At 70.9% G+C, this 18,261-nt stretch carries 12 protein-coding genes and 1 tRNA gene; 12 read left to right on the plus strand and 1 reads right to left on the minus strand.

What is annotated here, in order from left to right; translation table 11 throughout:
* Positions 1-161 precede the first annotated feature (161 nt).
* From DTS01S_RS26815 to DTS01S_RS26840, 6 genes are all read left to right on the plus strand, one after another.
* Positions 162-797 carry a LemA family protein gene (locus DTS01S_RS26815; protein ID WP_026062609.1) on the plus strand — a complete coding sequence of 212 codons (636 nt, stop codon included), beginning with the start codon at positions 162-164 and terminating at the stop codon, positions 795-797.
* The gene (gene rsmB / locus DTS01S_RS26820) at positions 794-2,191 is read left to right on the plus strand and encodes a 16S rRNA (cytosine(967)-C(5))-methyltransferase RsmB (RefSeq protein WP_017406280.1); all 1,398 of its coding nucleotides are present in this window, start codon (positions 794-796) and stop codon (positions 2,189-2,191) included. Before DTS01S_RS26815 ends, rsmB begins: the two co-directional genes overlap by 4 nt.
* Complete coding sequence (locus tag DTS01S_RS26825; protein WP_016450395.1) at positions 2,136-2,819, plus strand: DUF4390 domain-containing protein; 684 nt, start codon at positions 2,136-2,138, stop codon at positions 2,817-2,819. Before rsmB ends, DTS01S_RS26825 begins: the two co-directional genes overlap by 56 nt.
* Positions 2,816-5,158, plus strand: a complete 2,343-nt coding sequence (locus DTS01S_RS26830; protein WP_016450396.1) for a sensor histidine kinase — start codon at positions 2,816-2,818, stop codon at positions 5,156-5,158. Before DTS01S_RS26825 ends, DTS01S_RS26830 begins: the two co-directional genes overlap by 4 nt.
* A 42-nt stretch (positions 5,159-5,200) precedes the next feature.
* The gene (locus DTS01S_RS26835; RefSeq protein ID WP_016450397.1) at positions 5,201-5,875 is read left to right on the plus strand and encodes a response regulator; all 675 of its coding nucleotides are present in this window, start codon (positions 5,201-5,203) and stop codon (positions 5,873-5,875) included.
* A 66-nt stretch (positions 5,876-5,941) separates the two neighbouring features.
* Positions 5,942-6,017, plus strand: a tRNA-Phe gene (locus DTS01S_RS26840).
* A 97-nt stretch (positions 6,018-6,114) separates the two neighbouring features.
* Here the strand turns inward: DTS01S_RS26840 and DTS01S_RS26845 are convergent.
* Positions 6,115-6,444 carry a cupin domain-containing protein gene (locus tag DTS01S_RS26845; protein WP_012202449.1) on the minus strand — a complete coding sequence of 110 codons (330 nt, stop codon included), beginning with the start codon at positions 6,442-6,444 and terminating at the stop codon, positions 6,115-6,117.
* 119 nt (positions 6,445-6,563) lie between these two features.
* On the opposite strand from DTS01S_RS26845, the gene DTS01S_RS26850 reads away from it, so the two are divergent.
* From DTS01S_RS26850 to recD, 6 genes are all read left to right on the plus strand, one after another.
* The gene (locus DTS01S_RS26850) at positions 6,564-7,760 is read left to right on the plus strand and encodes an NnrS family protein (protein ID WP_026062610.1); all 1,197 of its coding nucleotides are present in this window, start codon (positions 6,564-6,566) and stop codon (positions 7,758-7,760) included.
* A 13-nt stretch (positions 7,761-7,773) separates the two neighbouring features.
* On the plus strand, positions 7,774-8,220 hold the full coding sequence (locus DTS01S_RS26855; protein ID WP_016450399.1) for an RrF2 family transcriptional regulator: 447 nt from the start codon (positions 7,774-7,776) through the stop codon (positions 8,218-8,220).
* Positions 8,217-8,669, plus strand: coding sequence for a CopD family copper resistance protein (locus DTS01S_RS26860; protein WP_016450400.1), 453 nt, complete (start codon positions 8,217-8,219; stop codon positions 8,667-8,669). The genes DTS01S_RS26855 and DTS01S_RS26860 overlap by 4 nt, the downstream gene beginning before the upstream one ends.
* A 77-nt stretch (positions 8,670-8,746) precedes the next feature.
* The gene (recC, locus tag DTS01S_RS26865) at positions 8,747-12,271 is read left to right on the plus strand and encodes an exodeoxyribonuclease V subunit gamma (protein WP_061289747.1); all 3,525 of its coding nucleotides are present in this window, start codon (positions 8,747-8,749) and stop codon (positions 12,269-12,271) included.
* Positions 12,268-16,101 carry an exodeoxyribonuclease V subunit beta gene (gene recB, locus DTS01S_RS26870; RefSeq protein ID WP_061289750.1) on the plus strand — a complete coding sequence of 1,278 codons (3,834 nt, stop codon included), beginning with the start codon at positions 12,268-12,270 and terminating at the stop codon, positions 16,099-16,101. Before recC ends, recB begins: the two co-directional genes overlap by 4 nt.
* Positions 16,098-18,248, plus strand: coding sequence for an exodeoxyribonuclease V subunit alpha (recD, locus tag DTS01S_RS26875; protein ID WP_082774947.1), 2,151 nt, complete (start codon positions 16,098-16,100; stop codon positions 18,246-18,248). Before recB ends, recD begins: the two co-directional genes overlap by 4 nt.
* The last annotated feature ends 13 nt before the right edge of the window (positions 18,249-18,261 follow it).

Consider the following 18,261-nt stretch of genomic DNA (forward strand, 5'->3'; position numbering starts at 1 on the left):
CGGCGTCCCTCTTGTTGGGACATGCTGTCTCCTAGAGCAGTGCATGGCGCAAGTGCTTGATGATGTGACGCTCCCGGCCTGCCCTGCGCAGGCGGGAGCGTTTTTCTTTGGGAATAACCAGAGTTCGGCCGGACCAGCTTCCGGCCGGGCCATTGCAGACGATGTGGTCCTTGTCTCTTGAATGGATGCTGCTGGCACTGCTGGTGTTCTGGGCCGTCGGCGCATACAACCGGCTGGCCCGGCTGCGCAGCGGCTGCGTGCAGCAGTTCGGTACGCTCGATGCATACCTGGGCCAGTGGCATGCCATGCTGCAGGCCTTCGAGGCACAGCCCAAGGGCGAAGGCCAAAGCCCCGCCCTTGTGCATGCCCAGGCCGCGCTGCACCAGACCGCCGCGCAGTTGCAGGCGGCGCTGGTCGATGCCCGTGGCCGGCCGCTGCGCGAGAGCGCGCTGGCCTCGCTGGAGCATGCCTGCTCGGCGCTGGAGGTGGCCTGGCAGGCCATGACCAAGGTCGCCGTTGACACCGGCGCCGGCGCCGCTGGCACTGGCACTGGCACTGCGCCATCAGATACCCCGTCGCCGGACCCCGATCCGATGCAGCCCTGGCAGCAGCGCTGGACCGAGCACCAAGTGCGCAACCGCCTGGGACTGCAGCAATTCAACGCCGCGGCCGAGCGCTACAACGCCGCCATCGCGCAATATCCGGCCAGGCTGCTGGCCTGGCTGCTGGGCTTTCGCCCGGTGCGCAGCCTGCTGGTCGAACCTGCGCCCAGCAAGGTGCAGGAAAGTGGAACATGAACCAACGCACGCATTCTTCCCCGCGCCGCGCTGCGGCGCCCTCGCAGGCGCATGCCGCACCGGCCGCACCTCCTCTTTGGCAGCAGCTCGACGCCGTCGCCCAATGCCTGCAGGCCGTGCTCGAAGGCCAGTCCAGCCGCAGCGTGCTGGCGCGTGTGCCGCAGCCGCTGCGTCCCGGCGTGCAGGCCCTGCTGTTCCAGGTGCTGCGCCAGCTGGGCCGTGCCCAGGCGCTGCAAAAGCAGCTGGCCTCGCGCAACCCGCCGCCGCGCGTCAGCGCGTTGCTGAACACCGCCCTGGCCTTGGCCTGGGATGAATCTCGCGCGCCATACCCGCCGTTCACCCTGGTCAACCAGGCCGTGGAAGCGGCCAAGCAGGGGCCGACCCGCGCGCAGTCCGGCTTTGTCAACGCCTGCCTGCGCCGCTTTCTGCGCGAGCGCGATGCCCTGGTCGCCGCCACCGAAGCCCAGCCGCAGGCGGTCTGGAACCATCCCGCCTGGTGGATTGCCCGCCTGCGCAAGGACCATCCCGATCACTGGCAGGCCATCCTGCAGGCCAACAACGAGCAGCCGCCGATGACGCTGCGCGTCAATCGCCAAAGGGCAGACCGCGCGCAGTACCAGGCGGCGCTGCAGGCCATGGACGTGCCATCGCTTGCCGTGGCCGACAGCGGCCTGCAACTGCAGCAGGCCTTGCCCGTGCAATCCCTGCCGGGCTTCGACCAGGGCCTGGCCTCCGTGCAGGATGCGGCGGCGCAACTGGCCGCACCGCTGCTGCTGCAAGGGCTGGAGCAGCCCGCCGGCCGAGCGTTGCGGATACTTGATGCCTGCGCCGCCCCCGGTGGCAAGACGGCCCACCTGCTGGAATACGCAGCGCCGCAGACCCTGCAGGTCACGGCGCTGGAGATAGACGCCGAGCGCGCCGCGCGCATCGAGGACACGCTGGGAAGGCTGCAGTTGCAGGCGCAAGTGGTCGTGGCCGATGCGTCCCAGCCTGCGCAGTGGTTCGAGGCGCAATGCGGCGGCCAGCTGTTCGACGCCATCTTGCTGGACGCGCCCTGCACGGCCTCGGGCATCGTGCGGCGCCAGCCCGACGTGCGCTGGCTGCGCCGCGAAAGCGATGTGCACCAGCTGGCCCAGATCCAGTCCCGGCTGCTCGACACCCTGTGGCCCCTGCTGCAGCCTGGCGGGCGCCTGCTGTACTGCACCTGCTCGGTCTTCAGGCAAGAGGGCGAGGCACAGGTTCAAGCGTTTGTTGCACGCAACAGTGAGGCGCGAACACTGCCGGCGCCGGGGCATTTAATCCCGGGCAAGGACTACAAAGCCGGCATGCTGGCTGACAATGCTTTGGGTGACCACGACGGCTTCTTCTACGCCTTGCTGCAAAAGACGCGCTGACCCCCGTCCCCGGACCAGGTCGCCAGCCTGGCTGCGCCTGCTGGCGCGGCTGGCCGGGGCACTTGTGCTGGCCGCCGTGCTGGCCGGCCTGGGCCTGCAGGCCAGGGCCGATGCGCTGACCGCCGAGATCGGATCCATGCAGCTCGAGCGCTCCGACGATGGTCTGCTGCTGTCCGCCAATCTCCAGTTCGAGTTGCCCTACCAGATCGACGACGCGCTGCGTCAGGGCATTCCCATGTACTTCGTGGCCGAGGCCCAGGTCCAGCGTGAGCGCTGGTACTGGTCCGATCAGCAACTGGCCACCGCCAGCCGCCACTACCGCCTCAGCCACCAGCCGCTGACACGCCGCTGGCGCCTGCACATCTCCAATACCCCCTTCTCCAGCGCCGGGCTGGGGCTGGCCCTGGGCCAGACCTTCGAGACCCTGGAAGATGCGCTGTCCTCCATGCGGCGCATCTCGCGCTGGAAAATCATGGACACGGCACCCACGCAGTCGGGTGTCTCGGTGCAGCTGCGCTTTCGCATCGACCTGTCCCAGCTGCCAAGGCCGTTGCAGATCGGTGCGCTGGGCCGCTCGGGCTGGAACCTGCAGCTGTCGCGCGCCCAGATGCTGGAAGACGCGCCATGAACCGGGACACCGACGCCGACGAACGCATGGCCCTGCCGGCCTCGGCCGGCCTGTCGCGCGGCACGCGCTGGGCCGTGGGCGTGGGCGCCGGCCTCATGGGGCTGGTCGGCGTGCTGCTGCTGTTCCTGCTGACACTGGCAACCAACAACCGGCTGGACTACGAGCGCAACTACAACTGGCTGTTCGCCGCCAACGTGGTCGTGGCCGGCCTGCTGCTGGCCATCCTGGTCTGGGGCGGCATCCGCCTGGCCATACGCCTGCAGCGGGGGCGCTTCGGCAGCCGCCTGCTGCTCAAGCTGGCCGGCATCTTCACGCTGGTGGGACTGGTGCCGGGCCTGCTGATCTACATCGTTTCCTACCAGTTCGTCTCGCGCTCCATCGAGAGCTGGTTCGACGTGCAGGTCGAGGGTGCGCTGTCGGCAGGCGTGAGCCTGGCCAGCTCCACGCTGGAGACCGTGGCCAACGACATGGCCAACAACACGCGCACCGCAGGCGCCCAGCTGTCCCAGGTCTCCGATGCGGGCGCCGCGCTGATCCTGGAGCGCGTGCGCGACCAGTTGGGGGCCACCGATGTCGTGCTGTGGAGCGCCTCCGAAATCGCCGTCGTGGGTCCGGCGCCGGTGCCGCGCAGTGGCGAGCTGGCTGGCTTGCGCGCGGTTGCCAGCGCAGGTCAATCGCGCTTCAACCTGCAGCCCGAACGCCCCAGCGCGCAAATGCTGCGCTCGCTGCGCGAGCAGCGCGCCGTGGCCAGCATCGAAGGACTGGACGACGACGGCACGGCCCAGCCGGGTGCCACAGCGCCGAATGCCCAGGTCCGCACGCTGGCCGTGGTTCCCAACCCCAGCGTGGGCCTGCTGACCGAGCCGCGTTATTTGCAGGCCACCATTGCGCTGCCGCAGGCGCTGGTGACCAACGCCCTTGCCGTGCAGGCCGCCAACCGCGAATACCAGGAACGCGCGCTGGCACGCGGCGGCCTGCAGCGCATGTACATAGGCACGCTCACGCTCAGCCTGTTCCTGGCGGTCTTCGGCGCCGTGGTTCTGGCCATCGTGCTGGGCAACCAGCTGGCCAGGCCGCTGCTGCTGCTGGCCCAGGGCATGCGCGACGTGGCGCGCGGCGACCTGCGGCCCAAGCCGGCGCTGCAGACGCGCGACGAGATCGGCGGGCTCACGCGCTCCTTCGCGCTCATGACCCAGCAACTGGCCGATGCGCGCGCCGAGGCCAACCGCAGCATGGGCCAGCTCGATGCCGCACGCGGCAACCTGCAGACCATCCTCGACAACCTCACATCGGGCGTCATCGTGCTGGACGCGCGGGGCGCCATCGTCCTGAGCAATCCCGGGGCCACGCGCATACTGCGCGCGCCCATGGCCGTCCATGAAGGACGGGCGCTGTCCCAGGTGCCGGGGCTGGAGCAGTTCGGCGAAGTCGTGCAGGAGCAGTTCGCGCTCTTCCTGGGCGAGCAGGGGCGCGATCGCTGGCAACTGGTGCATGAGCTGCATGCCTCCACCGATGGCGGCGTCATCCAGCACACCACCACCCTGGTCATGCGCGGTGCGGAACTGCCCGATGCGCAGCGGCTGCTGGTCTTCGACGACATCTCAGAGATCGTCTCGGCCCAGCGCGCCCAGGCCTGGGGCGAGGTCGCGCGCCGCGTGGCCCATGAGATCAAGAACCCGCTCACGCCCATCCAGCTGTCGGCCGAGCGCATGGCCATGCGGCTGACCGACAAGCTGCAGCCGGCTGACCAGGCGCTGCTGGCCAAGTCCGTCAAGACCATCGTCGATCAGGTCGGCGCCATGAAGCGCCTGGTCGATGAATTCCGCGACTACGCGCGCCTGCCTGCCGCCAATCTGCAGTCGCTGGACCTCAACGCGCTGGTGACCGACGTGCTGCAGCTGTACGGTGAAGAGAACGCCGAAGTGCGCGTGGAGTGTGTGCTGGACCCGCAATGCCCGCCGATTTCCGGCGATGGCCAGCAGCTGCGCCAGGTCATTCACAATCTTTTGCAGAATGCCCAGGACGCCACGGCCCAGCGTGCGCAGGAAAGCGGCCAGCCCCCCGGCCCCGTGACCATAGAGACGCGCTGGAATGAGTCCACGCGCCGCGTGCGCCTGAGCATCAGCGACAGCGGCACGGGCTTCGCGGCCAACATCCTTCAACGGGCCTTCGAGCCCTATGTCACGACCAAGGCGCGGGGCACCGGACTGGGCCTGGCCGTGGTCAAGAAAATCGCAGACGAGCATGGCGCCCGCATCGACCTGGGCAACAGGGACGACGGCGGGGTGATTCAAGGTGCGCAAGTGTCGCTATCATTTGCGCCTGAGCGTACAGGATAGGCCTGACGCCCCCCCGCGCCTCAGCACATAGGCTTAAGACACATGGCAAACATACTGGTGGTCGACGACGAACTGGGGATCCGGGATTTGTTGTCGGAAATCCTCAACGACGAAGGTCATAGTGTGGACGTGGCCGAGAACGCCGGCCAGGCGCGCACGGCGCGCGCCTCCAACACCTACGACCTCGTGCTGCTCGACATCTGGATGCCCGACACCGATGGCGTATCGCTGCTCAAGGAATGGGCCTCGGCGGGCCAGCTGACCATGCCGGTCATCATGATGAGCGGCCACGCCACCATCGAGACGGCGGTGGAGGCCACGCGCATCGGTGCGCTGTCCTTCCTGGAAAAGCCCATCACCATGCAGAAGCTGCTCAAGGCGGTGGAGCAGGGCCTGGCGCGCAATGCCGCCAGCCAGGCGCCGGCTGCAGCGCCTGCCGCAGTGGCCGAGCCCGCCGACATCGCAGCCGTCGTCACGCCTGCGGCCAGCCGTGTGCCGGTGGACAACAACGTGCCGCATGCACACCAGGGTTTCGATCTGGACCGCCCCCTGCGCGAGGCGCGCGACGGTTTCGAGAAGGCCTACTTCGAGTTCCACCTGGCGCGCGAAGGCGGCTCCATGACCCGCGTGGCCGAGAAGACCGGCCTGGAGCGCACCCACCTGTACCGCAAGCTGCGCCAGCTGGGCGTGGACCTGGGCCGCAACAAGCGCGGATAGACTTTTTGAAGGAATTTTGGCTTTTTCGTTTTTGGGTCAAAAAATCCTGCATATAATCTAGTTCTCGGCCCGGTAGCTCAGTCGGTAGAGCAGAGGATTGAAAATCCTTGTGTCGGCGGTTCGATTCCGTCCCAGGCCACCAGATACAGTGAAAAAGATTACGGACTGCTTCGCAAGAAGCAGTCCGTTTTTCTTTGTGCCTCAGGCAATGCGTGATCCTGCCTGTGCTGCGGCCGCGTTCAGTCGTTCGCGCCCGCAATCGTCACCAGCAGCACGCAGCCCTGGTCGCCGCGCGCGTGCACATCGTGCAGCTCGCCGGCAGGCACCAGCACCACCGAGCCGGCCACCAGCCGCAGGCTGGCCAGGCGCGTGGCAATGCCGGCCTCGCCCGCCAGGCAGTGGATGGTGGCCTCGCCGGGGACCTGATGGCTGGGCAGGGCATGGCCGGGCGGCAGCACCAGGCGCAGCAGCTGCAGCTTCGGCGTTCGGATCAGGCTGGTGCTGATGGGCATGCCGTCGCGGGCGTGCAGGGCGATGACCTCCAGTGGCTTTGCGTGTTCGAGTGCCATGCTTGGCTCCTGCTTGATATGGGTCAGAAGGTGGTTGCGCCGCCGCCTCGCCGGTGCACTTGAAGATGTACGCTGGATGCATCTTATGCAGGCGCAGCGGGCCGGAAGGAGTGCACATCATGGCGCAATGGATGGAGCTGGAGGAACCCCTGAGAACCCGGGAGCCGGCGCCGCAATGGACGGCATTCCTCGAATTGGGATTTCGGCCGCTGTACCTGCTTGGCTGCCTCTGGGCCGCGCTGTCGGTGGCGCTGTGGGTCCATGCTCCGCAGTGGATCGCGGGGCGCATGCCCGGCGTGTTCTGGCACGCGCACGAGATGCTGTGGGCCTTCGTGGCCACCATCGCCGTGGGCTTTCTGTTCACGGCAGGCAGCAACTGGACAGGGCGCAATCCCCTGCAGGGCCGGGCATTGGGCGCGCTGTGCCTGCTGTGGCTGGTGGCCCGCGCAGGCTTCTTGCTGCCGGGGCCGCAGGCCTTTGCGGTCGCCGCGCTGTGCGAGACGGCCTTCTTCTGCTGGGCCGCGCTGGCGCTGGGCCGTGCCATTCAGGTGGCGCGCAGCCGGCGCAACTACGGGCTGCCCCTGCTGCTGGCCGGCCTGGGCGCGGCCGATGCGCTGTACCTGTGGTCCATCTGGCAGGGCGACTACGGCGCGCTGATGCAGCGCTTCAACGCAGGCCTGCTGTGCATGGCCGTGATTGCGCTGCTGATCGCGCGGCGCGTGATCCCCTTCTTCGCCATGCGCGCCGTGTCCGGCCTGCAGATCCCCATGCACACGGCCAGCGGCCAGTGGCAACTGGGTGCGGGCGTGGTGGCCATCGCCTGCCTGCTGGCGGGCTGGTGGCCGGGCCTGGCCGCCGGCCTGGCCGTGGCGGGCCTGATCGCCCTGTGGCAGGTGCTGGCCTGGAAGCCCCAGGCCGTGCGCCGCGTGCCGCTGCTGTGGATTCTCTACCTGGGCCACGCGGCGCTGGGTGCGGGCCTGCTGGTGGCCGGCGCGCATGCGGCCGGATGGGTGCTGCGCCCCGCCTGGCCCGTGCATGTGATCGGTGCGGGCGGCTTTGCCCTGCTCATCATCGGCATGTGCACACGGACGTCGATGGGCCACTTGGGCCTGCCGCTGCGCACCGACCGCAGCATGGTCGCCGCCTATGCCCTGGTCATTGCCGCTGCCGTGCTGCGCCTGGCGGCCCTGCTGCCCACGGCGCTGTCGCTGGCGGCGCTGCATGCCTCGGCCGCTGCCTGGGTATTGGCCTTTGCGCTGTACCTGTGGCGTTTCGCCCCGCTGCTGGTGCGCCCGCGTGCCGACCGGCAGGCATGATCGCAGGCCTGCCATGCGCCTGACCCTGATGACCGACTACGCGCTGCGCCTGCTCATGCATGTGGCGCGCCACCCCGGGCGGCTGTGCACGATTGCAGATATCGCCCAGGCCCATGCCATCTCCGAAGCCCATCTCATGAAGGTCACGCACCAGCTGGCGCTGCGCGGCTGGATCGTGACCGTGCGCGGCAAGGGCGGCGGCATGCGCCTGGCCCATGCGCCGGCCGACATCGGCCTGGGCGACGTGGTGCGCGGCATGGAGCCGGACCTTGCCATCGTCGAATGCTTCACGGGCACCAGCCCACCTGCCTGCACGCTTGCGCAGGACTGCCGGCTGGCCGGCGTGCTGGGCGGGGCGCTGGACAGCTTCCTGGCCCATCTGGACGGCTTCACGCTGGCCGATCTGCTGCCGGCTCCCGCATCCCTGCCGCTGCCCCTGCCGCACAGGAGGCGCGCATGAGCTACGGCCTGCTGCTGACCCTGCACCTGCTGGCTGCCATCGCCTTCGCGGGTACGGTGTTCTTTGAAGTGGTGCTGCTGGCCGGGGCGCGCCGCCACCTGCCCGCCATCGTGGCGCGCGCCACCGAGCAGGCGCTGGGCGACCGAGCGGTGGCCGTCATGCCCTGGGTGCTGCTGGTGCTGTACGGCGCGGGGCTGGGTCTGGCCTGGCAGCATCGCGCGGCACTGGCTGCAGCCTTTGCCGCTCCGCTGGCCAGCAGCTTCGGCCTGCTGCTGGCGCTCAAGATCGGGCTGGCGCTCAGCGTGTTCGGACATTTCCTGGCAGCCATGTGGTGGCGCCGGCGCGGTGTGCTGGGCGGGCGCCGCTCGCACCGCCTGCACCTGAGCGTGTTCTGCCACGTGCTGGCCATCGTGCTGCTGGCCAAGGCCATGTTCTACCTGCATTGGTAATGGACCCGCGCGGTCCCGGCCCGTGTCAACCGCGTTAAGCTCGCTGCTCGCATGGCTTGGAGCACGGGAGCGCAGAGGTGGCATCGCATTGGCAGCCGGGCTTGATCGCCCTGCACGGTAATCAGACGGAGGTGCTGGCCGACACGGTGCTGGCATGGCTGGCTGCGCACCCGCTGGACGTGCTGGAGCCGGAGGTGGTGCTGGTGCAGAGCAACGGCATGGCCGAGTGGTTCAAGATGCGCATGGCCGAGCAGCTGGGCGTGTGCGCCGCCGCGCGCGTGGAACTGCCCGCGCGCTTTGTGTGGCGCAGCTACCGCCAGGTGCTGGGCCGCCAGGCCGTGCCGCGCGAATCGCCGCTGGACAAGACACCCATGACCTGGCGGCTCATGCGCCTGCTGCCGCAGTGCCTGCATGACCCGGCCTTCGCCCCCATTGCAGGCTTTCTGCGCCCCGGCGAGCCCGAGCGGCTGCTGCAGCTGGCCCAGCGCCTGGCCGACCTTTTCGACCAATACCAGATCTACCGCGCCGACTGGCTGGACGCCTGGGAGGCCGGGCATGACGTGCTGCCCATGCCCTTGCGCCCTGGTGTGGCGGACGCCCCGGTGCCCGAAGGCCAGCTGTGGCAGCCGCGCCTGTGGCGCGCCGTGCTGGCCGAGCTGGACGAGGACCAGCACGGCGCCACGCGCGCGCGCCTGCAGGGCAGGGTGCTGGCCGCGCTGCAGTCGGGCGAAGCGCCGGCCGCGCCGCTGGCGCGCCGCGTGGTGGTGTTCGGCATCAGCCAGCTGCCGCTGAGCCTGCTGGAGTTCCTGGCCGCCATTGCCCGCCACAGCCAGGTGCTGCTGGCCGTGCCCAATCCCTGCCGCTTCCATTGGGCCGACGCCATCGACGGGCGCGAGCTGCTGCGCATGGCGCGGCGCCGCCAGCCGCTGCGCGGCGGCCGCGACCTGGCGCAGCTGCCGCTGGAGGCCATGCATGCCCACGCCCATCCGCTGCTGGCCGCCTGGGGCCGGCAAAGCCGCGACTATGTGCGCCAGCTCGACGCCTTCGACACCACGGGTGCCGCAGCCCAGCTGCAGATGCCGCGCGTGGACCTGTTCGACGAAACCGATGCCGAGGACCTGCGCACCGCGCCGCTGCTGGCCCAGGTGCAGCAGCGCATACGCGACCTGGTGCCGCTGGCCGAGCACCCGCCGCTGGAGGTGGCGCGGGCCGACCGCTCCATCGTGTTCCACAGCGCGCACAGCGTGGTGCGCGAGCTGGAGGTTCTGCACGACCAGCTGCTGCAGATGCTGGCCCGGCCACCGGATCCCGGGCAGCCGGGGCAGGCACCGCTGGCACCGCGTGACGTCGTAGTCATGCTGCCGTCCATAGAGACCGCCGCGCCCTCGATACGCGCCGTGTTCGGCCAGTACGGCAGGCATGATCCGCGCCACATTCCCTTTGACATTGCCGACCTGGGCGCACGCGCCAGCAGCCCGCTGGCCGTGGCCCTGCAATGGCTGCTGCGCCTGCCGCAGCAGCGCTGCCGGCTCAGCGAGCTGTGCGACCTGCTGGACGTCCCAGCGATTGCCGCGCGCATGGGTCTGGCGGCCGACGACCTGCCCCAGCTCACGCGCTGGATGGCCGGGGCCGGCATCCGCTGGGGACTCAATGCGCCGCAGCGCGGCGCCCTGGGCCTGCAGGCCTGCGGCGAGCACAACAGCGCCTGGTTCGGCCTGCAGCGCATGCTGCTGGGCTATGCCAGCGGCGTGGCGCAGGACGGCCAGGCCTTCGGCGGCATCGAGCCCTATGACGAAGTGGGCGGCCTGTCGGCCGAGCTGGCCGGCGTGCTGGCCGCGCTGCTGGAGCGCATGCTGGCGTGGTGGCGCGAGGCCGAGCAGCCCGCCATGCCCGAGGCCTGGGCGCAGCGCTTTCGCGCGCTGCTGCAGGACTTCTTCAAGGCGCAGGACGATGAGGACGAGGCCATGCTGGCCGCACTGGACGCCGCCCTCACGGACTGGCAGCGCGCCTGCGAGCAGGCCGGCTATGCGCAGGCCGTGGAACTGGGCGTGGCCCAGGAGGCCTGGATGCAGGCGCTGGAGCAGCCCTCGCTGTCGCAGCGCTTTCGGGCCGGTGGCGTGACCTTTTGCACGCTGATGCCCATGCGCGCCATTCCCTTCGAGGTGGTCTGCCTGCTGGGCATGAACGATGGCGACTATCCGCGCCGCGCCACGCGCAGCGACTTCGACCTGATGGCGCTGCCCGGCCAGCAGCGCCCCGGCGACCGCGCGCGCCGCGACGATGACCGCCAGCTCATGCTCGAAGCCCTGCTGTCCGCGCGCCGCGCGCTCTACATCAGCTGGACCGGCCACCATGTGCGCGACAACAGCGAGCAGCCGCCCTCGGTCCTGGTCTCCCAGCTGCGCGACTACCTGGAGGCCGGCTGGCGCGGCGAAGGCGGCCAGCCGCTGCTGGCGCAGCGCACGCAGCAGCACCCGCTGCAGCCCTTCAGCCGCCGCTATTTCGAAGAAGGTTCGCCCTGGACCACGTATGCGCGCGAATGGCGGGCCGCGCATGCGCAGTCTGACGGCACGGACGCGTTGCCTGCGCTGCCCGCGCAGCCGCGCCCGCCCTTTGTCCCGGACGCCTCGGCGCCGCTGACGCTGGCCCGGCTCACCGATTTCCTGCGCCACCCGGCGCGCGCCTACCTGCGCCAGCGCCTGCAGGTGCGCTTCGAGCAGGAGGACAACCCGGTCGTGGACGAGGAACTGTTCCAGCTCGACGGCCTGACCGAATACCTGCTGGTGCAGCAGTTGCAGCAGCAGGTGGCGGCCGGCCTGTCCGAGCCCGGGCAGGCGCCCCAGGCCATGGAAGACAGCGTGCGTGCGGCCGTGGCGCGCCTCACGCGCTCGGGGCGGCTGCCGCTGGCGGGGCTGGGCGCGCGCGGCGCGCGGGCGCTGCAGTCCTCGGTCACGCCTTCGCTGCGGGCCTGGCGCCAGCAACTGGATCGGTATGCCCATCCCGCGCCGCGCAGGCGGCTGCTGATCGAGGACGATGGCCTGGTGTTCGACGACTGGATCGACGGGCTGCGCCAGTCCTGCGAAACCGAAGAGTCCCCCGATGCGGACGACGCACAGTGCTGGCTGCTGCTGGACCCGCGCAACCTGCTCAATGCCAAGGGCAGGCCCCATGCCGACAAGCTCATGCCGGTCTACCTGCGCAGCCTGGCGCTGGCCGCCAGCGGCTCGCAGGCCGAGCTGCGCGTGGTGGCGCGCGACGGCCTGGTGCAGGTCCTGCCCATGGACCCTTCCGACGCGCTGGCACGGCTGCGTGAATTGATGGCCCTGTGGCGCGAAGGCCAGAACGGCCCGTTGCCCCTGCCGCTGCGCAGCGGCCTGGCCATGGCCGAAGGCCTTCCCGCTGCGGCCCAGCAGGCCTATGAGGGCGGGCATCTGGTCGGCGGCGAGGGCGAGGACCCGTCCTGGGCACGCTGCTACCCGGACTTCGAACGGCTGAGCGCCGATGGCCGTTTCGAGGCCCTGGCCCATGCCGTCCACGCGCCGCTGCTCGACTGGGTGGCCGCGCAGGTGCAGGTCCAGCCCTACCAAGCGGATGCACCATGAGCACCAGCGAAGTGACCGGCGGCGTGACCAGCCATGTGCTCGACGCACAGCGTTTTCCGCTGTGGGGCAGCCGCCTGATCGAGGCCAGCGCCGGCACCGGCAAGACCTGGACCATCGCCGCGCTCTACCTGCGCCTGGTGCTGGGGCATGGCGAGGGCAGCCTGGACGGCATCAGCAGCACGGCCTTCGAGCGGCCGCTGATGCCGCCCGACATCCTCGTCATGACCTTCACGCGCGCGGCCACGCGCGAGCTGTCCGACCGCATACGCAGGCGCCTGATCGAGGCCGTGCAGTGCTTTCGCGGCGAGGCCGAACCTGCGCCCCACGACGGCTTCCTGCACGCGCTGCGCGAGGCCTACCCTGAAGGCGCGGCCCGTGAACGCGCGGCCTGGCGCCTGGCCATGGCGGCCGAATGCATGGACGACGCGGCCATCCACACCATCGACGCCTGGTGCCAGCGCATGCTGCGCGAGCATGCCTTCGACAGCGGCAACCTCTTCGACGAAACGCTGGAGCCTGACGAAAGCCAGCGACAGACCGAGGCCGCGCAGGACTACTGGCGCCAGCAGTGCTACCCGCTGTCCGACGAACTGCTGGACGAGGTCCTGAAGGTCTGGCCCCACGTCGATGCCCTGGTCGAAGACATGCGTGCCCTGCTGCGCGAGCCCCCCGTGCCTGGCGCGGGCGAGGGCAGCCTGGCCGACTGCCTGCAGCGCGCCATGGAGCAGAGCCGCAGCCGCCTGCTGGCCCTGGCGGCCGGCTGGGACGACAAGGCCCAGCGCCTGCAGCGGTGGCTGGATGGACAGCTCGACGGGCAGGGCGCACTGTGGGACAAGCGCAAGCTGCAGCCCGCGCGCTACACCGGCTGGCTGGCCGCGCTGGCCGACTGGTCGCGCGCCCCGCTGGACGGTCCGCTGGCGCTGACCGAGGCCGCGCGCCACCGCCTCAGCCCCGAAGGCCTGGCCGAGGCCTTCAAGGGATCGGCCGGCGATGTGCTCATGCCGCTGGAGCTGGCCGAGCTGCAGGCGCTGCTGTCGCAGCTGGAGCAATTGCCGCCCGTCAGCGTGGCCGTGCGCCTGCATGCGGCCGCGCGCGTGGCGCAGCGGCTGGCCCACCTCAAGCGCCAGGCCGGCAGCTTCGGCTTTGCCGACATGCTGCAGCGCCTGGACACGGCCCTGGCCGGCGACAACGGCACCGTGCTGCGCGAGCGCATCCTGGCCCAGTACCCGGTGGCGCTGATCGATGAATTCCAGGACACCTCGCCGCTGCAGTACCGCCTGTTCGACCAGATCTACCGCACGGCGGCCAACGACCCGCACAGCGCCCTGCTGCTGATCGGCGACCCCAAGCAGTCCATCTACGGCTTTCGCGGCGCCGACATCCACAGCTACCTGCGGGCGCGCCGCGCCACCGAGGGGCGCCACTACGTGCTGGGCACCAACTACCGCTCCACCGAGGCGCTGGTGGGCGCCGTCAACCATTGGTTCGCGCAGGCCGAGCAGCGCCCGGGCGAGGGCGCCTTCATGTTCCGGCGCGGCAGCCACAACCCGCTGCCGTTCGAGCCCGTGGCCGCCCAGGGGCGCAGCGAGCAACTGCACACGCGCGACGGCGCCATGCCCGCCCTCACCGTGGCCTGGAGCGCGGGCCGTGACGAGGACACCGGCATCCCCCTGCCTTTGTCGGCCGACGAGGTACGGCGGCGCTTTGCGGCCCATTGCGCCGAGCAGATCGTGCAGTGGCTGGCCGACCCGCAGGCCGGCTTTGTGCAGCCCGATGGCCGCCTTGTGCGCCTGCGGCCTGCCGACATCGCCGTGCTGGTGCGCACGGGCCGAGAGGCGGCCACCGTGCGCCGCGAACTGCAGGCACGCGCCGTGGCCTCGGTCTACCTGTCGGACCAGGATTCGGTGTTCGCCAGCGACGAGGCCCATGACCTGCTGTACTGGCTGCGCGCCGTCGCCGCGCCGCTGGATGCCCAGGCCGTGCGCGCGGGCCTGGCCACGCGGCTCATCGGCCTGTCGCTGGACGAGCTGGCCTGGCTGGCCGCCGACGAGGAAGCCTTTGACGCGCGTAGCGAGCAGCTGCGCGAACTGCACAGCATCTGGCTGCGCCTGGGCGTGCTGGCCATGCTGCGCCAGACCCTGTACCGGCTGGACCTGCCCGCGCGCTGGCTGCAGGACCCGGCCCTGGGCGGCGAGCGGCGCCTGACCAACTACCTGCACCTGGCCGAGCTGCTGCAGACCGCCAGCGCCCAGCTGGAGGGCGAGCAGGCCCTCATCCGCTGGCTGGCCACCCAGATCGAGGCGCCGGGCAGCGGCAGCGAAGAGCAGGTGGTGCGCCTAGAAAGCGATGCCGACCTGGTCAAGATCGTCACCGTGCACAAGAGCAAGGGCCTGGAGTACCCGCTGGTCTGCCTGCCGTTCGCAGGCAGCTTCCGCCCCATGGAGCGGGCCAGGACGCCGTTCCTGACCCTGTCCGCGCAGGATGGGGTGGAAGACGATGCCGCCCCGGCCCGCAGGCTGCTGCTGGACTTCAGCGACGAAGACCTGGCCCAGGCCGACCGCGAGCGGCTGCGCGAGGACCTGCGCCTGTTCTACGTGGCGCTCACCCGCCCGCGCCATGCGCTGTGGCTGGGCCTGGCCCCGCTCAGGCGCGGCAACGGCAAGGCCTGCGTGAACGAGCAGGGCGCCGCCGGCTACCTGCTGGGCGGCACCGAGCCGCGCTCGGCCCAGGGCTGGCGCGACGGCCTGCAGCAGCTGTGCGGCGAAGACCCGCACATGGCCTGGCGCGATCTGGACGCCGAGCCGCTGCAGCGCACGCGCTGGCAGCCGCCGGACGCTGCCACGCCGCTGCACGATGCCCGGCCCTACGAGGCACGCTTCGACACGCGCTGGGGCATCGGCAGCTTCTCTGCCCTGGTGCGTGCCATGGCCGCGCCCAGCCTGCCCGTGCTGCCCGTGGCCGTGCAGCGACCGGCCGAGGATGAGCAGGCGCTGGAGCCGCCGCCATCGCCGGAACTGGCGGACATTGCCGGCCTGGCCGGCCTGGCGGGCCTGCAGCCCCTGCAGGATGGACCGGCCGGCGGGCCTGCGGTCTGGCACCGCTTTTTGCGCGGCCCCGTGGTCGGCAACTTCGTGCACGACCAGCTGGAATGGCTGGGCGGCGAAGACTTTGCCCTGCCCGTGGACGGCCAGGGTGCGCTCGCTGATCGCCTGGTGCGCCGCTGCGAGCGCGCGGGCCGGGGCGAGCAGGCGCGCGACCTGCTGGCCTGGCTCACGGCCGTGGTCCACCAGCCGCTGGCGCCGCTGGATGTGACGCTGGCCACGCTGGGGCCGCAACTGTCCGAGATGGAGTTCTGGCTGCCCGCGCGCCAGCTGCCGGCCGAGCGCATCGACCAGCTGTGCCGGCGCTTCATCCTGCCGGGGCAGGAGCGGCCCGCGCTGCCCCAGCGCTCGCTGCACGGCATGCTCATGGGCTTTGCCGACCTGGTGTTCTGCCACGAGGGCCGCTACTGGGTGCTTGACTACAAGAGCAACCACCTGGGCCCGGACGGCACCGCCTACGGCCAGGAGGCCTTGGCCCGCGCCATGCTCCACCACCGCTACGACGTGCAGGCCGCGCTCTACCTGCTGGCCCTGCACCGGCTGCTGCGCAGCCGGCTGGGCACGGCCTACGAGCCGCAGCGCCAACTGGGCGGTGCGCTGTACTACTTTCTGCGCGGCATCGATGGCCCGGCCGGTGGCATGCATGCCATGGCGCCCGAGCTGCCCTTGCTTGATGCGCTCGATGAACTGCTCGGTCCCGGCCGCGCCAACGCGGAGGAACTGCCATGAGCCCGCGCCCCCGTTCGCGCACCATCGATACGGCCACGCTGGACCTGTTCGATGAACGGCCGGGCGGCGAACCGCCGGGCGACGACTCGCCGGGCGCCGTGCCGCCAGACACCAATGAAGTGCTGGCCCTGCTGCGCCGCTGGGCCGACGCGGGCCTGCTGCGCCGGCTGGATGCGGCGCTGGCTTCCTTCGTCGCCGGGCAGGATGCACAGGCCGGGCCCGCCTTGCTGGTGGCCGCCGCGCTGCTGGCGCAGATGGAGGGGCGCGGCCACAGCTGCCTGCCCCTGGCGCCGCTGGCCGGCCACCCCAACGACGTGCTGGCCTGGCCGGCCGATGCGCTGCCCGCGCAGCAGGCCCTGTGGCAGATGCTGCCTGCGCGCCTGTCCGGCTGGGTTGCGGCGCTGAGCGCCAGCCCCGTGGTGCGCGTGGTGCACGGGGAGCAGGTAGATGGACAGGATGGCAGCGAGGACCTCGGCCAGCCCCTGGTGCTGGCCGGCGCAGACGGCCCCGCGCCGCTGCTGTACCTGCGCCGCTACTGGGACTACGAACGCGCCGTGGCCGCCCACGTCATCCAGCGCACGGCGGCGCAGGCCGTGGCCGGCCAGCCGCTGGACGAAGCCCTGGCCCGCCACTGGCTGGACCGCCTGTTCCCGCCTGCGGCGGACGGTGGCGCCGTGGACTGGCAGAAGCTGGCCTGCGCGCTGGCGCTGCGCGGCCGGCTGTCGGTGATCACGGGCGGCCCCGGCACCGGCAAGACCTATACCGCCGCACGGCTGCTGGCCCTGCTGTTTGCCACGGCGCCCGATGCCGGCCAGTTGCGCGTGGCCCTGGCCGCCCCCACGGGCAAGGCGGCTGCGCGGCTGAAGCAATCGATCGACGGGGCCTTGCTGCAATTGCAGGGCAGCATGGGCGGCGAGATCGACCTGGCGGGCCTGGTGCAGCGCATGGGTGCGGCGCGCACCCTGCACTCCATGCTGGGCGCGCGGCCCGATACGCGGCACTGGGGATTCCATGCAGGGCGGCAGCTGGACGTGGACGTGCTCATCGTCGATGAGGCCTCCATGGTCCACCTGGAGATGATGGCGGCGCTGCTGGAGGCACTGCCGGCCGGCGCCCGCCTGGTGCTGCTGGGCGACAAGGACCAACTGGCTTCGGTGGAGGCGGGCGCCGTGCTGGGCGACCTGTGCCGCGATGCCCAGGCCGGGCGCTACCTGCCCGACACGCTGGACTACGCACTGCGCGTGGCGGGCCAGCGGCTGCCGCCGCAGTTCGCGGCGCCCGACGGCGATCGTGCGCCAGCGCTGGCGCAGCACACCGTCATGCTGCGCGAGAGCCGGCGCTTCGGCGGCCCCATCGGCCAGCTGGCACACGCCGTGAATGCCGGTGAGGCGGTGAAGGCCCAGGCCCTGCTCGATGCCGGCACGCAAGCCGGCGCAGGTTCCGAGCTGTGGGAACGCCATGGCGGCGGCGTGCACGCCGTGACCGAACTGGCCGTGCACGGGCGCGGCGGTCTTGCCAGCTATGCCCTCTATGCCCAGGCGCTGCAGGGCCGGCCGGATGCGGCCGGCGCCGACGAGGCAGCGCACCGCGCCTGGGTGGTCGCTGTGCTGCAGGCCTTCGAGCGCTTCCGGCTGCTGTGCGCCGTGCGCGAGGGGGACTGGGGCGTGTCCGGCCTCAACCGCGCGGTGGAGCAGGCCCTGGATGCGCAGGGCGTGATCCGCCGAGGCGGCGAATGGTATGCGGGCCGTCCCGTCATGGTCACGCGCAACGACGCGCAGCTGGGCGTGTTCAACGGCGACATCGGCATTGCGCTGCCGGGAGCGCACCAGGGGCAGCCAGGGCAGCTGCTGCGCGTCTACTTCCTGCAGGGCGACGAATTGCGCTCGGTCGGCGTCAGCCGCATGGCCCATGTGGAGACCGCCTTCGCCATGACGGTGCACAAAAGCCAGGGCTCGGAGTTCGAGCACACCGCCCTGGTGCTGCCCTCGCGCGGCGGCAGCGTGCTGGGGCGCGAGCTGGTCTACACCGGCATCACGCGCGCCCGCCAGGCCTTCTCGCTGTTCTCCGAGGTGCCGGGCCTGCTGGCCTCGGCCGTTGGCAGCCCCACGCAGCGCGCCAGCGGGCTGCTGCGCTGGCTGCAGGAGTGAGTGAAGGCCCCGC

The sequence above is a fragment of the Delftia tsuruhatensis NBRC 16741 genome, assembly GCF_001571325.1.
GTDB classification, from domain to species: Bacteria; Pseudomonadota; Gammaproteobacteria; order Burkholderiales; family Burkholderiaceae_C; genus Comamonas; species Comamonas tsuruhatensis.

Bases quoted from the DNA above. Each gene is read 5' to 3' on its own strand.
- DTS01S_RS26815 (WP_026062609.1), top strand. From the start codon at position 162: ATGTGGTCCTTGTCTCTTGAATGGATGCTGCTGGCACTGCTGGTGTTC.
- rsmB (WP_017406280.1), top strand. From the start codon at position 794: ATGAACCAACGCACGCATTCTTCCCCGCGCCGCGCTGCGGCGCCCTCG.
- DTS01S_RS26825 (WP_016450395.1), top strand. From the start codon at position 2,136: ATGCTTTGGGTGACCACGACGGCTTCTTCTACGCCTTGCTGCAAAAGA.
- DTS01S_RS26830 (WP_016450396.1), top strand. From the start codon at position 2,816: ATGAACCGGGACACCGACGCCGACGAACGCATGGCCCTGCCGGCCTCG.
- DTS01S_RS26835 (WP_016450397.1), top strand. From the start codon at position 5,201: ATGGCAAACATACTGGTGGTCGACGACGAACTGGGGATCCGGGATTTG.
- DTS01S_RS26845 (WP_012202449.1), bottom strand. From the start codon at position 6,444: ATGGCACTCGAACACGCAAAGCCACTGGAGGTCATCGCCCTGCACGCC.
- DTS01S_RS26850 (WP_026062610.1), top strand. From the start codon at position 6,564: ATGGCGCAATGGATGGAGCTGGAGGAACCCCTGAGAACCCGGGAGCCG.
- DTS01S_RS26855 (WP_016450399.1), top strand. From the start codon at position 7,774: ATGCGCCTGACCCTGATGACCGACTACGCGCTGCGCCTGCTCATGCAT.
- DTS01S_RS26860 (WP_016450400.1), top strand. From the start codon at position 8,217: ATGAGCTACGGCCTGCTGCTGACCCTGCACCTGCTGGCTGCCATCGCC.
- recB (WP_061289750.1), top strand. From the start codon at position 12,268: ATGAGCACCAGCGAAGTGACCGGCGGCGTGACCAGCCATGTGCTCGAC.
- recD (WP_082774947.1), top strand. From the start codon at position 16,098: ATGAGCCCGCGCCCCCGTTCGCGCACCATCGATACGGCCACGCTGGAC.